Annotated in this window: 8 protein-coding genes; 3 read left to right on the top strand and 5 right to left on the bottom strand. The window is 56.5% G+C overall.

The window, feature by feature from the left end:
- The first annotated feature begins 4 nt into the window (after window positions 1-4).
- Entirely contained in the window at window positions 5-2,704 is a 2,700-nt protein-coding gene (gene tssH, locus VNZ60_RS22950; protein ID WP_325663342.1) for a type VI secretion system ATPase TssH, read from the top strand.
- Window positions 2,705-2,718: 14 nt separating this feature from the next.
- Entirely contained in the window at window positions 2,719-3,087 is a 369-nt protein-coding gene (locus VNZ60_RS22945; protein ID WP_325663341.1) for a hypothetical protein, read from the top strand.
- A gap of 133 nt (window positions 3,088-3,220) precedes the next feature.
- Here VNZ60_RS22945 and VNZ60_RS22940 read toward each other — a convergent pair whose 3' ends face one another.
- The 5 genes from VNZ60_RS22940 to VNZ60_RS22920 all read right to left on the bottom strand — a co-directional run bounded on the left by VNZ60_RS22940 (window position 3,221) and on the right by VNZ60_RS22920 (window position 13,103).
- Entirely contained in the window at window positions 3,221-3,637 is a 417-nt protein-coding gene (locus tag VNZ60_RS22940) for an NTF2 fold immunity protein (protein WP_325663339.1), read from the bottom strand.
- Between the two features lie 11 nt (window positions 3,638-3,648).
- Window positions 3,649-8,307 (bottom strand): RHS repeat-associated core domain-containing protein, encoded by a 4,659-nt coding sequence (locus VNZ60_RS22935; RefSeq protein ID WP_325663337.1) that lies wholly within the window; start codon window positions 8,305-8,307, stop codon window positions 3,649-3,651.
- Between the two features lie 13 nt (window positions 8,308-8,320).
- A complete protein-coding gene (locus tag VNZ60_RS22930) occupies window positions 8,321-9,967 on the bottom strand; it encodes a hypothetical protein (protein WP_325663335.1) in 1,647 nt (548 codons plus the stop codon).
- 23 nt (window positions 9,968-9,990) lie between these two features.
- A complete protein-coding gene (locus tag VNZ60_RS22925; protein WP_325663333.1) occupies window positions 9,991-12,240 on the bottom strand; it encodes a type VI secretion system Vgr family protein in 2,250 nt (749 codons plus the stop codon).
- A gap of 299 nt (window positions 12,241-12,539) precedes the next feature.
- Window positions 12,540-13,103 (bottom strand): hypothetical protein, encoded by a 564-nt coding sequence (locus VNZ60_RS22920; RefSeq protein ID WP_325392046.1) that lies wholly within the window; start codon window positions 13,101-13,103, stop codon window positions 12,540-12,542.
- 477 nt (window positions 13,104-13,580) lie between these two features.
- Between VNZ60_RS22920 and tssA the strand changes: the two genes are divergently transcribed.
- On the top strand, window positions 13,581-14,663 hold the full coding sequence (gene tssA, locus VNZ60_RS22915; RefSeq protein ID WP_325663331.1) for a type VI secretion system protein TssA: 1,083 nt from the start codon (window positions 13,581-13,583) through the stop codon (window positions 14,661-14,663).
- Window positions 14,664-14,665: the final 2 nt, after the last annotated feature.

Here is a 14,665-nt window from a genome sequence, read left to right as displayed (position 1 = left end):
TTCAATGAGCATTAATCTCAAAACCTTAATCAGCAAACTGAACGACACTTCGCGCCTGGCGGCAGAACGTGCCGCAAACATTTGCGTCAGTCGCGGCCAATATGAAGTGGATATCGAACATCTGTTCCTGGCGCTGCTGGAACAGCCCAAGAGCGATTTTGCAGTGATTGCGCGTAAATCCGGCATCAGTATCGCTACGTTGGAAGGCGATCTGCAGCATGAAATCGACCGCTTCAAGAACGGCAACGCGCGCACTCCGGTATTTTCCCCGCATCTGCCCAAGCTGTTTGAACATGCCTGGCTGATTGCTTCGCTCGACAACCAGTCGGGACGTATCCGCAGCGGCCATTTGCTGCTGGCGCTGCTGACCGAACCGGACCTGGTGCAATTGGCGTATCGCGGCTCCAAGTTGTTCATCAAGTTCAAGCTGGACGATCTCAAGCACGACCTGGAAAAGCTGACCGAAGGCTCGCAGGAAAGCGTCGCCGTGGATGGCAACGCTACGGCAGAAGATGAAGGCGGCGATCCGGTGCAGGACTTGACTGCCAAAGGCGAAGCCTCGAAAACGCCGGCGCTGGACAAATTCACCACCAACCTGACTCAGCGTGCGCGCGAAGGCAAGGTCGATCCGGTGATCGGCCGCGATACCGAGATCCGCCAGACCATCGACATCCTGATGCGGCGCCGTCAAAACAACCCGATCCTGACCGGTGAGGCTGGTGTCGGAAAAACCGCGGTGGTGGAAGGCCTGGCGCTGCGGATTGCGCAAAAAGACGTGCCCGACGTGTTGCAGGGAGTGGAGCTGCATACCCTCGACATGGGTTTGCTGCAAGCGGGCGCCAGCGTCAAGGGCGAGTTTGAAAATCGCTTGAAGAGCGTCATCGACGAGGTCAAGAAAAGCTCGCACGCCATCATCCTGTTCATCGACGAAGCCCATACCATGATCGGCGCCGGTGGCCAGGCCGGCCAGAACGACGCCGCCAACCTGCTGAAGCCGGCGCTGGCGCGCGGTGAGCTGCGCACCATCGCCGCCACCACCTGGAGCGAATACAAGAAATACTTTGAGAAAGACGCTGCCCTGGCGCGTCGTTTCCAGGTAGTGAAAGTCGAAGAGCCGAGCGAAGAATTGGCCTGTGCCATGCTGCGCGGCATGGCGCCGCTGATGGAAAAGCATTTCGGCGTGCGCGTCTTCGACGAAGCGATCACTGAAGCGGTGCGCCTCTCGCATCGTTACATCAGCGGCCGCCAGCTGCCGGACAAGGCCATCAGCGTGCTCGACACGGCTTGCGCCAAAGTCGCGCTGGGCCAGAATGCGACTCCGGCCCTGATCGAAAATATCGTCAAAAAACTGGATCGCCTGGTGGCGGAACTGAACTCGCTGGAACGCGAATCGAACGCCGGCGGCAAACACGCTGAGCGCCTCAAGGAATTGCGCGAACTGCAAACCACATTGAATGCAGAGCTGGCGACCCACCGCGAACGCTGGGAAAAGGAAAAAGCCCTGACCGACCGCATCAAGGCCGCGCGCACCGAACTGGAAGCGACGCCGGTTGCGGAGCAGACACCCGCCGAGGACGCAGCAAAATCTTCCAGGAAGGCCGTCAAAGACAGCAAGGAAAACCAGGAACTGGCGAAGCTGATTGAAGAACTGAAACAGCTGCAAGGTGAAACGCCGATGGTGCCGGTGCAGGTCGACGGCCTGGTGGTGGCCGAAATCGTCGCCAGCTGGACCGGCATCCCGCTCGGCAAGATGGTCAAGGATGAAATCAAGACCGTGATCAACCTCGGCTCGCTGCTGCACGAACGCGTGCTCGGCCAGTCGCATGCGATCGAAGCGGTGGCTCAGCGCGTCCGTACTTCACGCGCCAACCTGGACGATCCGAACAAACCCAAGGGCGTATTCCTGTTCGTCGGCCCGTCCGGCGTCGGCAAGACTGAAACCGCACTGGCGCTGGCCGACGTGCTGTACGGCGGCGAACGCAAGCTGGTTACCATCAACATGAGTGAATACCAGGAAGCGCACAGCGTCTCAGGCCTGAAGGGCTCGCCGCCGGGTTATGTCGGCTATGGCGAGGGCGGAGTGCTGACCGAAGCCGTGCGCCGTAATCCGTACAGCGTGGTGCTGCTGGACGAGGTGGAGAAAGCGCATCCCGACGTGCTCGAACTGTTTTTCCAGGTGTTCGACAAGGGCGTGCTGGACGATGCCGAAGGCCGCGAGATCGACTTCAAGAACACCATCATCATCCTGACCAGCAATGTCGCCTCCAGCCTGATCATGCAAAGCTGCCTGAACAAGGCGGCGGCAGAGTTGCCCAGCACCGACGAGCTGGAGCAAGCGATCCGGCCGCAACTGGTGAAGGCGTTCAAGCCGGCCTTTCTGGGACGCTTGAAGGTGATTCCTTATTATCCGATTTCGGACGACGTGCTGGTCGAGATCATCAACCTCAAGCTGGGACGCATCCAGAAGCGCATCGCCATCAACCACAAGGCCGAGTTCAGTTACGACGAGCCGCTGGTGGAGGCGGTGCTGGCGCGCTGCACCGAAGTCGATTCCGGCGCCCGCAACGTCGACAATATCCTCAATGGCACGCTGTTGCCGGAAATCGCCGAAACCGTGCTGGGCAAGATGGCCGAAGGCGGCAGCATCGCCAAGATCAAGGTCACTGCCAACAAGCAGGGGCAGTTCAAGTACGCGATTAAATAGAACCAGGAGAAATCATGGATGCAGCAGTCAAACAGCAAATTCTGAAGCAATGCTATTCGAAGCGCTTCGACGAGAAATACAGCCGCAAGCATCAGTACCAGGACAAGGCCACCGACGTGCGCAACTACGTCAAGCTGACGCCGGCGGATATCGTCGACCTGCTGGATACGGCTTCCGCGGCAGCGCGCTCACAGGCGCGCCGCTTGTTGCAACTGATGCAGGGGCGGCCCTGGCTGCCGTCGGCAGCGCCGCATGAAGGTGGAATAGGGGACCAGCGCGGGGTGGATAATAATCTGCACATCACGCTGAAGGTGGGGGATAAGAGCTATCACTTGCGTTGCAAGGAGTTGCCTGCTTTGCACGTTATCCAGGTCACCGGATAGTCGCAACAACATATATGTGGGACCGGTTTCAACGACATCGTATGCTGGCTAATGTCCAAACCGGTCTGAAATCACCTGATTGCAATAGTCACGCAAATGTTCTTATTGTGTCGTAATTCTTTGAATGCCAGATTCATAAATCTAGCCACTTTTTCCACTTCCCCTTTTTTGCAATATCGATTTCTTTGTATTTGATTCGCCATTCCCCATTTTCCAGCACTAGATAATATCGTCCTTCCCCGCCGATTAAACCGGCCGGCACATATACCCAATGCTTATCCGGCGTATCTTCCTCTATTCGAAGAATTTCCAGCTGAAATTCGGGCGGTTCACCGAAATCCAGAAAATCATATCTGGATTGATGTCTAGCCAGAGCCTGCTTTGACAGATATTTTTTAAAGATTTCTTTTACCTTGGTCAGGCGCTGTTGATTAACCGAATCATTCAACCTGTCAGCAGCACTGCTCCAACGCTCCCACTCAGCCATCTCGTCGAAAAAATGCTGAGCTACCTCTCTTGATGTTTGACTCGGTTCTATATTTTTTGGCATTTTCTTTCCTGTTACGGACAACAAGCGGGATTCATGAAGGTCTTTGATTTTGTCTGACCGTTAATCGTATAGGAATAAACTATTTCATGCGGTCGTGTCGAGACGGCGTCCTTATAGTTCAATTTAACACTAATGTGCGCGTTCACATTCCCGGCTTTCACCTGTTCAGCGATACCACTCTCCCATTGCGCAAACGCCCCCCTATTTACGCCAAGCGCTTGCGGAAAGACATACTTCTTCCCGCCACGCCCGCCTAACTGATTTCCAACTACGTGGCCAGCATCATCATGAGAACAGCCGAGACTTCTTGCCCATTTGCGGGAAGTGTCGTTTGTGTTGCTACCTTTCTTAATATCAGCTGGTGTAATCGTTGCAGTCGCACTTTCTATCCGTTTTCCATCAGCACTATAAACATAGGTGGCGTTCGAAAATAATCCTAGCGGATCAATCCAGCCAATAGGATTTGGTGCATATTGATATGGGTTGACCCCACCCGATAACCCTATCGGGTCTTGGCTGACAAAGCTACCAATGTGCGTATCGTAATAGCGGTTTCGATTGTAATGAAGTCCTGTCTCTGCATCGTAATATTGTCCCTGGAGCCGTATCGGATTATCAACGGTCTGGATAAGTATTTGTTGCGCACGGCCCGATGCGGCATGACTGGCTGACCAAACCACTTGCCCGCTGCTATCAGTTAGTCTGATCGGGCAGCCATTTGGGTCATTGTGATAATGAAATATGCCGCTACTTTTTTCCTCATCAAATTGCTGCTGTCGGGTTGTACTCATTCCCGGTCGATTCCCGACAACTGTCTCCGACGCAATAGTCTGTTGGGAAAGCGGAGATGGTGATTCATCGGGACGGACACCTAACAACATTCCGGCGCCCAATCCAATAGACGGGCCTACGCCGGCGAGCCTTGCTTGCCAGTTTCCGTCATGGTCCGATGAAACGGGTTTGCTTTCTTTTCCTAACGTCAGACTACCAAGTCCCCCGAGTCCACTTAGGTTGCCGGTCAGCGACGCTTTCGGTATCTTGTCAAAAAGTGCATTGACAGGGATGGCAGTTGGTTTCGCCTGTACTTGTTGGGCGGGATAAAAATCTGCTTCTTTTTTCGTGATGCTGTCTGTTTTCTTTGCGGACTTGACCTGTTTGTCAATTAATACCAACGGCACAAAAGTGTCAGGATAATAAACAAATTCTCGCGTTTGAGAATGCAATGCCTTAAATGCATTAAGCCGCCTTCGTGCTGTCATCAAATCCGCAACATTGGCGGCCAACCAAACATCATCGGAGTTTTTGCTGTCAATCGGTTGCGTCACCTCTCCCAACAACGCATCGCCATCCCAAAAAAACCAGGTAATATGCGTCGGACTATGTTTGAATACGCGACGCCCCAGAGGATCGTAGCCGTATCGCGTAACCTGCCCATCGTTACAGCTTTCAATCAGCCGCTGGTTCGCATCCCAACTCAGTTTTGTCTGCGTTTGATCGACTGCCGCAGTTACAGGAGATTGCGTATTTCCTGAAGAGGCTTGCTGTTTTCGGATCAGATTGCCGGCACGATCGAATATATAGTGAATACCGTCATAGCTGCCTTCACGGAGCCACGACGTTTCAGCCAATCCTTCGCCGCCCGCTGCCTGCTTCAATTCCGATTGACGTATACGCATTCGCAGGCGATCGCCGGCCGAATCATTCAAAATCGCCGTCAAGCACCCGGTAGGATCTGTATGCCTCAATAAATTCCCCATCAGGTCATACTGATAAAGATCAATCCCCTGTTCGCTATCGCTGCGACGTGTCTGGTTACCTACGCAATCATACTCATAGCGGGTTTCAAACAATGATCGCTGATCACTCAGAACGGTCTGGGCGGTAAGATAGCCTGCAGGATCATATTGCAAATCGCGGCGAACGTTGCTACTCAACTGTTCCGTCACAATCCGGCCCAGTGCATCGCGTTCGATCACCATCGCGGGTTCACCATTAATCGTCACGCTGGCCATTTGGTTGCGCAAATCGAAAGTGGAAATTACTATGTTGCCGGCGCTGGTGCGGCGCAACAGACGATTGCCGACCTCGTCATAGGCATTTTCAATACGGAACCCATCCTGCACCTCTTCACTGAGGCGACCATCAGCGTCAAATTTGCGCAAGATATGGCGACTCTGGCTGCGCAACTCGACCAACGCTCCACGCTTGTCATAGCGGAATGTCTCATGCAATTGCCTGCCGGGATGATCGTGATCAGGCAGAGTCTTCCTGGTAATACGGCCGTGTCGGTCAGTGTCGTAGCCGATTATTCGTCCCAACGGATCGCAGCTTTCCAATAGCCGGCCGGCTGCATCGTAACGATAGGTACATGACTGTCCCCAGTAATCGATTTCCTCGACAATTCGCCCCAGCGCATCGAATTTGATCTGATATGTCTCCTGACGTTGATTAACCACGCCAATCAGCCGCTCTTCAGTGTCATATAGAAATTCGACGCAATAACCATCGGCTTGCAGACGTTTAGCGAGTTGTCCTGTACCAAAATACGCAAGCTTGGTCTGTGTCCCGTTTTCATCGGTATAACCAATCAGGTGATCTTCTGCATCGTATTCGTACTTTGCACCGCCAGCCGCTTGCGTTACCTGAAGCAATCGTCCTTTAGCATCGTAGCAGTACTCAATGACATCGCCGACAGGATCGGTGCGCCGCCTCAGATATCCCAATGCATCGTGTTCGAAATGACTGTGGTGACCAAGCGCATCAGTCATGCGCAACAAATGTCCATAACGATCGAAAGACAATGCAGTGGTTGCCCCACGTGGATTGACATGGGCAAGCAAATGCCCCAATGCGTCATACTCAAATCGCGAACAAGCGCCCATCGGTGTGGTCTGTTCCAGCAGCAAACCACGTTCATCCCAGTTCTGCCGCCACCGCTGGCCGAGCGGATCAACAATCTCGATGACATGATTGGCTTCATCAAAAACTGCGGTCATGATACTGCCGTCCGGTTGCACCAGCTTCCTCAAATTGCCGCGGTCATCATATGCAAATTCTGTGCGCTGTCCGGCGGGATCAATCAATGCAGTGGTACGCCCTACCTCGTCATATTCAAAAATCGTGACGCCTCCTAGTGGATCAATTTCACACAACGGCAAATCATTCTCATTGAATTTGATCAGCGAGGTATGCCCGAACGAATTGGTCACTTCGGTTTCTCGCAGCAGCTCATTGTAGGCAAATCGATAGTCGTGCAGACCGTGATCTCCCCAAGCGCGAATCGCGCGCCACTGATCATCGTATGTATAGTAGAAGGACAAGCCTAGGCGATCGGCATGGCGCACCATGTGATGGCAATCGTAGTCGAACGTGCGAGCGGCATCCAGAGCATCAAAGGCCCCGACCAGGTCCTGATTCTGATATTTGTAAGCTACCAGCGGATGATTGATACTGGTAGCAGGATCATGCAGACTCAGTTTATGAATTTTCCCTGCGGATTCGTGGACTTCGATAAAACGGCCCGGCAGGCCGTTAACTCCGCTCTCTATGATCCGTGTCAAATGGCCTTCGACTCGTTCGAAGCGCCAGTGGTTGCCGCATAGATCTTCGATTTTTTCGATCCGCAGATGCAAGGTTTGATGCAACGGTGCGACATTGGGCGCTGGCTTGCGGAAAACGTACCGCAGATCGTCCTTGGTGACGACCTGCAGCTCATCTGTGTCGTCATTTCTTACCCAGTTCAGTCGCGCGCCGTCGACCAACTCGGTCATCGCATGGTCCGCACCGACAGCCTCAGGTAAATGCGGAAATACAGCAACGCCGTTTGCCTCGAAAAACAAGACCACGCCACCCGGCTCGATTTCCAATCGAAAGTCTGCGGGAGTATGCCATCCATATCCGCACATGCCTTCATGGGTGTTGTTCGAGGAATAGTCACGACTCCAGGTCAGCGGCACGCGCCCCGGTATGGAAAAGTCCTGGTGCGAGACTGCCACGCTACCGTCTCGGATATCGACCGGTTCCGCGCGCAGCACCTTGCACTTGAGAAATCCCGGTTCCATATTCTTGAACAGCTTCTGACGCGCCTTCTTGAAGGCTTCTTCAGCACGCTGGAAGCCTTTGGTTCGGCGCAAAGCCTTGAACCCTTTTCCCAGCGCTGCGAAACCCAGCTTGGAAGCAATCCCCATCAACGAAATCGTCGGCGGCCCGCCAACAAATACGCTATCAGGTATCGCCAGGTTGACCGAAGTCGGCAAGGTCATCGACATATGCGGCTTTTCCGGCTTCTTCAGCCGGAACGGCGGCACCATGCCGACCACGCTGCAATCGAGCACCGGCATGCCGAGGCGCGAAAATGGCGAATCATCGGCTAGCACGGTCTTGCTGCCCATGAACAGTTCATCGTCGAACTGCGGTCCGCCGGGGGCGCGCAGGAACGGCACCCATAGCGCCAGCGGAATGTGCACTGATAAGCCGCCGGTTCCCGCCGTGGCGCGCTTGACGCCGGCTACCTGCACCGTGGCGCCGATGAAAGGCAGGTAGTCGAACGGATCGAGCACCATGGAGATGTGGGCAGTCGGCAGGGGTACCGGCGGCGTTCCCGGCACCAGTTCGTACATATGGATGTCGATCCCGATCTGCGGATCGAAATGCTTGGCGGCGTTGGTCACGGAAGCTTTCTCCTCAGATCGTCGCTGGAGCGTTCATCGGCTCTGCCGCCGCGCTCGAATTGACCGCTGGCTTGGCGTCGATCAAGCCGGACGGATCTGGCAGCTTGGTGAATTGCGGCGGCTCGCTCCATTCGGGGACATCCTTGTCCAACGGATGCTTGACTTCAGGCAGGCCATTCCACAGCGGGCTGAGCAGCTCGCGCGCCAGCGCCACCACTTGGCGGAAGAATTCGTCGCCGCCGGCGATCAGGTGCTCGCGTTCCTGGCGCTGACGTTGAAAACTGCTTTCGAAACGCGCGTGCATGGCGGTTTCGATTTTTTCCAGGTCGGCCGGTGAGGGTTGTTCGCCAAGCTTGTCGGCCTGCTGTTCGGCTTGCAAATGCGCTGCGGCGACGGCAGCCTGGTAATCGGCCGCGCTGCGCTCCAGCTTTCCTGTGCGCCCGGGGTCTTGCAGCCGCAGCAAATCCTGTAGGGCTAGCGCCATGGTGGTGAGCGACCGCTCTGCTGGATCGACCGCTTTTGCAGCGCGCAAGGCCAGGGCGCCGTGATCGCGCGCCAGCTTTTCTTGCCGGGCTTGCGCATAGCAGTAGCCGGCCATGCGGAAACCTTCGATTTCAAACATCGCGTTGGGCACGCGCTGCGCCTGTTCCGCAGCGCTGAGGTAGGCTTGCGCCGCTTTTTCAGGTTGCTTCGCAACCAGCCATACGCCGGCTTCGCCAAACCAGGTTTGCATGATCAGGTCGGCAGCCATCGGATGTTTGTTCTGTTCCGCCTGGGTGGCGCATTCACGGGCATCGCGATAGCGCTTGATGGCGTCGACATAGTTCTTTTCTTTTACGTAGGCGCCGGCCACCGCCATCTGTAGCACTACCTGCTGGTCCGGCCATTTTTCGCGTTGTGCGATCTGCATGGCTTTTTCGGCGCGCGCGGCGGTTTGCGCGGCGCTGCCTTTTTCGACCAGAGTGATGACATCGGTGAGCAGCTGGCGATAGGCGACCGTCGGACCTGAACCGCCGGCCTGCGCCACGGTTTCGCGGGCGATGTCGAACATGTCGATGGGAGCTTCAACCACGCTCACGCGAGCGCCGTGGCGCTGCGCCAGCGCCTGCCAGCGCCGGTCGGACAGGGTATCGACCAAAGTCAGGCGCACACTGGCGCTAGCGGACGCCAGGCCGGGACTGCGCAGCGCGGCGTCCAGCCAGGCTTCCCATGCGTCCTGGCTGACCACGCCGTTAGGCGTCAGCACCGCGTTCACATAACGCAAATGCGCCAGCTGCGCTTGGTGATGCTGCGCGAACGAAGCCAGCATCGCCATTACCCCGGAGGCTGAAGCGTGAGGCGCTAGCTGGACGAACGGCCAGTCAGCCGTTACTCCTTGCTCGCGCAGGCTGTCCTTGCTATCGATATAGCTGGCGGCCAGGGTCTGGCGCAGTGCCCGACTATAGCCAAAGCCGGTATCAAACGGTGCATCGAAGCGCAGGAACAGGTCCGGCGTGGTCCAGTCGCCAGGATGCTGCTGCATCTCGAAGAAGGCTTGCAGCATGCGATCGGCATTGTCGGGGATGCGCCACACCAGCAGCCGCACTTGCGGGTCCTCGGTGTGTTCCAGCCACAGGTCGCGCAGGGTGTCGACGCGCTTTTCTACAGGATTCTTCGCCATGTTCGCGTCCTTTCAATAAGGTCTTAGCTGTTCAGGTTGATCTTGCTACCGTTGATCGAGACGCCGCCGCCATTGATCTTGATGATCGAGCCGCCCGCAGTAATGGTGATTTCGCCGGCGTCGATGCTGATGCCGGCGCCACCGACGACGAGATCGACCTTGCTGCCGGAAGCGACTGTCATGTCGGCACCGGAATACACCGTGTGGCTGCCGGATACCTCGTGCTGCATGTTGCCGGTCACCGACAGCAAGCGTGCGCCTGTGTTGCCGTCTTCCACCGGGCCGTTAACCGTGCGCTTGTCGGCGCCGGTCACGGTCACTTCGCGCCCGGTATGCATGGTCTGGCTGACGGCGCCGGTGACGGTGTGCGTGAGCGTGCCGCTGATATCGTGTTTCCAGTCACCGTTGGTATTACCGCTATAGTTGCCGATCAGCGTGCCGCTGTGATTGCCGGTGATGTTTTCGGTATAGCCTGCCGCGGTGATCGTTCGCGTCTGGCCGGCATGATAGGTTTGCGTCACCGCACCGGTCACCGTGGCGGTCGAGGCGCCGGTCACTGTGCGAGTATCGGTGCCGGTCACCGTCGCACCGCGGTTGCCGCCCACCGAGATATCCTGGTTGGCGCCGACATTCAGGCTGTGATTGACCGCGACCGTGGTCGCCTTGTTGTTCTTGACAGTGCTGTTGTGGTCGTTCAGCACCGTCACCGCCATATCCTTCTGGGCGTGCATGTTGAGCAGTTCGCCGCCGGCCGTATCGTGCATGGTGACTTCATTGAAGCCGCCGCCGCGCACGGTTTTCGAACGCATGCCGCTGACTTCCTGGCCGAACGGCGGCATGTTGTCGGCGTTGTAGACCCGTCCGGTAATAATGGGCCGGTCCGGATTGCCATCGAGGAAATCGACCACCACTTCCTGGCCGATGCGCGGCGCCGATACCCCGCCCATACCGGCCCCGGCCCAAGGGCTGGCAACCCGCACCCAGCAGGAGCTCTGGTCGTTGAACTGGCCCAGCCGGTCCCAGTGGAATTGCAATTTGACGCGACCGTATTTATCGTGCCAGATCTCCTCGCCTTTCGGCCCCACCACAGTAGCGGTCTGCGGCCCCGGCATCCGTGGCCTGACTGTATCGCGCGACGGGCGGAAAGGAATCTTGCGGCGCAAGGCGGTGACTTCGACACGGTAGATGCAATCCTGGGCGGTGCTGAAATCGCTGGCGAAATTATTCCGTGCGTCATGCGTGATCTGCAAGGCGATGAAACGATGCTCGGTGGCGTCGTCGCTCTCATGCTCGAAATGGCCTTGCAGATCGAAATAGCGGCCAGCGACCAGTTGGCGATAAGTGCCTGAACCTTCGAACAGCTTGGTCTGCCAGCCCGCTTCCTCGGCGCGCACCGCGCTCAGCTGTTCGCCGATTGCGCTATTGCCGTAGCTGGCGGAACCGTCGTAGGCGTAGCGTTCGAACTGCGGCAGGTTGCCGCGCGGGACGTCGGTTTTCTGCTCCGCCGCCAGCGGATTGCGTGGCTGCTTGAAATCGAAGCTCTTAATGCTGTGCACGGTGGCGCCGATCCTGCGCCGCGGCCGCCAGTCGTCCAGCACGTCGCTGGCCTGCAATTCCTGGTTCGGCTGGAAGCGCACCGTCGCATCATCTTCCAGCGGCAGGGATTGGGTGGAATCGTCGGCCAGCACCAGCTTATGGCCGCTCTCGCTATGCTCGAAACTATAGTAGATGCCGGCATCCTCCAGCAGCCGCGAGACGAAGCTGAAATCGGATTCGTTGTATTGCACGCAATAAGATAATTTCGGATAACGGCTGGCGATCAGGTCGAAGCGATAGTCGGCCAGCTGGCCGTATTTGTGGAACACTTCCTGGGCGATGTCGAGCACCGACAGGTCCTGGAATACGCGGCAGTTGCTGGCGTAATCGAGGAAGGAAAACCAGGGTGCCAGCTGCGCCTGGTAGGTGGCCATGCCGCTGTCGCTGTCGCTGCCGGTGCGCGCAAATTCGCGCACGAAACCATGGAAATGGCGTTCGCCGGACTTGGTCTGCATGGTCAGCAGAAGCGGCTGGCCAACCAGTTGCTTGAGTTCCAGTTGATCGTAGGGGGAAAACAGTTCCAGCGTCAGGTCGAAAGGCTTGGACAGGGCTTCGCTGCCGTGCAGCCTGTGCACCAGCAGCAGGTCGTCATCCAGCGGTGTCTTGATCCGGACCAGGCGTCGGTCCTGATTGAAACGGCTCACCCGGGCCAACAATGCAGAGGCGTTTGGATACATTGTCATTCTCCGTTTTACAAAAGGAATGGCTTTGCCTGGAGCAACTGCTCAAGCCACGATCCCGCATGAATTTGGCGTTGGCTTCAATGCGTCTGACAACAACGCATTGAACGATTGCTAGGCAGAAATATTGCCGGAATGAAATTATATCGGTATTTGGGAGGGGTGCAACGGCAAGTCTTAATAATTTACTGTGCTAGCGCTACCAGTGAATGATGGCGGCGATGGCGCGGCCGGATGCAGATCTCGACCGCGCAAAAACATGTGTGGGAATCAGTTGGGCGACAACTTTCCGGGTCTTATTGCAGGGCTCCGAACGGCTTGCCGTCGCCGCCTGCATCCGACGCAACAGCTTTGGCCGCGCGTACGGCCTTTTTCTTTAACGGATGAATTACTTTTGGCTTGGCTTCGGCTGCTGCGGCTGGGTCAACCACGGTTTCACCCAGGCTTTCGCGCAGCATTTTTGTCTGGGTTTGTGCATCTGCGAGCACGCTGCCATTCAGATCGCCCTGGGTACCCAAGTCATTCAGGGCTTTGATCGACAACCTGAGGCCGCCTAGAGCCACGACGCCCTTGGCATACTTGTCTGCCGGATCACGCTGCAATACCTGCAACGCATAGGCCACTGCATCGCGATAGTTGCCTGCCTCGTACTTGATCTGGGTCATGCGCACCCATGGCGTTTTTTCTGTCGGACGCGCTTGCGCTACATCCTTGAGCACCTGGACCTCCTGGTCGGCCGAGCTTTTTTGTGTCGTATCTGCAACAGCAGGTGCTGCCGCGGGGGCTGCTGACGCAGCGTAAGGGATCATCAGACATGTCAAAGCGACACTGCAGGCCAACTTGGCTTTCCAAAACTTCATGGTGAACTCACTTTCCTAAAATGTTAGAACCTGGGCGGACACGCCTCACGTATTGTAGATATGGCAATCATGCCGAGCAGCCAGGTCATTAGGATCATGCTAAGGAGCTGGCTGGGCAAGTCACGCTACCCATGAATAAAATCCGGCATGCTCTGCAAAGCCCCGTTTACAGGGTTGCACGCGGGACACATGTTACTACGGAAACATCTCCTTTGCCGTTTCGACACTGGAATTGCGCCAGCTTAGCGCAGCAATCCGGGTTCCTTTTTTGCATTGCTAGGGTATGATTGCGCGAAGGAAATTTTGTTAATTGTCCTATATTTCATGTGGTTTTGAAGTGTTGCGTGGGCAATATTTTATTTATTTCTGCGATAAATTCCTGACCGTGGCGGCAACAGGCTTGCGATGAATGCCTTGCAAGAGCGGCGCCACTTCCTGGCTCGAGTCACTTATCATTTTTATTTGGGTTTGCTATTTATGTTTTCTGTCGATCAATTACTCAATCCTGTCAGCGATTCCGCGCCATGCGGCGGCGACCTGTCTTTTTCCAACGACCTTGACGCAATTGCGCACGCCCGTCGTTTTGATGATCCGTCGCTGGACCAAGGCGAATGGGTCACCGAACTCAAAGAAGCGGATTGGGGTTTCGTCGTCGACAATTGCGCACGGCTGATCGAAACCCAAAGCAAGGACCTGCGCCTGGCAGTCTGGCTGGCGGAAGCCAATGCCAAAATCCGTTATTTCAGCGGCTTGGCCGACGGCTATCAGCTGCTGGCCGGCTTGAGCGACAAGTATTGGGAAGGCCTGCACCCGGTGCCTGACGATGGCGACCAAGAGCTGCGGGTCGGTAATCTGAGCTGGCTATTGTCGCGCTCGGTGCAACTGATACGTGAGATCCCCATCACTGAAGGCCGCGGCACGGCCTTTTCCACAGTCGATTTTGAGTCGGCCAGAATCCGTGCGGCCAATGAGGAAAGAGGCGACGGCGCTGCTGGCGATGGCGTAAAACTGGCGGACATCGAATCGGCAAGGCGCAAATCGTCGCCGAAATTTTATGAAGCATTGCTGGCGGATGCCCGTTTGTGCCAGCAAGCGCTGTTGCAACTGGAAAAATCGATCGATTTCCGGGTAGGTCAGGATGGACCGGCCTTTTCGGCGACTAAAGACGCGCTGGAAAATGTGATCTCGGTCATTACCCGTTTCGCCCAGGAAGCGGGGATCAATACCGGCGCCGGCGCTGCGGCGAAAACCGCCAGCGACCCGCAAACCGCACCCAAGGTGCAGCAGGAGGCAAGCAAGGTGGAAGCAACCCAGACCGTGCTGAACGGCCCGATACAGAACCGTACCCAGGCCTTGATGCAGTTACGCCATGTGGCGGATTTTTTCCGGCGCACCGAACCGCACAGTCCGGTCGCCTACCTGGCGGAAAAAGCCGCCGACTGGGGCGACCTGCCGCTGCACCACTGGCTGCGCACGGTGATCAAGGATCCATCGTCACTGGCACATGTAGAGGAATTACTGGGACTGCAGGGGGCAGGCCAGCAAAACGACGAAAACTGAAC

This window comes from Collimonas sp., from assembly GCF_035566375.1.
Taxonomy (GTDB): Bacteria; Pseudomonadota; Gammaproteobacteria; order Burkholderiales; family Burkholderiaceae_D; genus Collimonas.
Note: the sequence above shows the minus strand (reverse complement) of the source record. Positions and strands in the feature narration are given on the sequence as shown.

Coding starts and splice junctions, on each gene's coding strand:
- tssH (WP_325663342.1), top strand. CDS start 5: ATGAGCATTAATCTCAAAACCTTAATCAGCAAACTGAACGACACTTCG.
- VNZ60_RS22945 (WP_325663341.1), top strand. CDS start 2,719: ATGGATGCAGCAGTCAAACAGCAAATTCTGAAGCAATGCTATTCGAAG.
- VNZ60_RS22940 (WP_325663339.1), bottom strand. CDS start 3,637: ATGCCAAAAAATATAGAACCGAGTCAAACATCAAGAGAGGTAGCTCAG.
- VNZ60_RS22930 (WP_325663335.1), bottom strand. CDS start 9,967: ATGGCGAAGAATCCTGTAGAAAAGCGCGTCGACACCCTGCGCGACCTG.
- VNZ60_RS22925 (WP_325663333.1), bottom strand. CDS start 12,240: ATGTATCCAAACGCCTCTGCATTGTTGGCCCGGGTGAGCCGTTTCAAT.
- VNZ60_RS22920 (WP_325392046.1), bottom strand. CDS start 13,103: ATGAAGTTTTGGAAAGCCAAGTTGGCCTGCAGTGTCGCTTTGACATGT.
- tssA (WP_325663331.1), top strand. CDS start 13,581: ATGTTTTCTGTCGATCAATTACTCAATCCTGTCAGCGATTCCGCGCCA.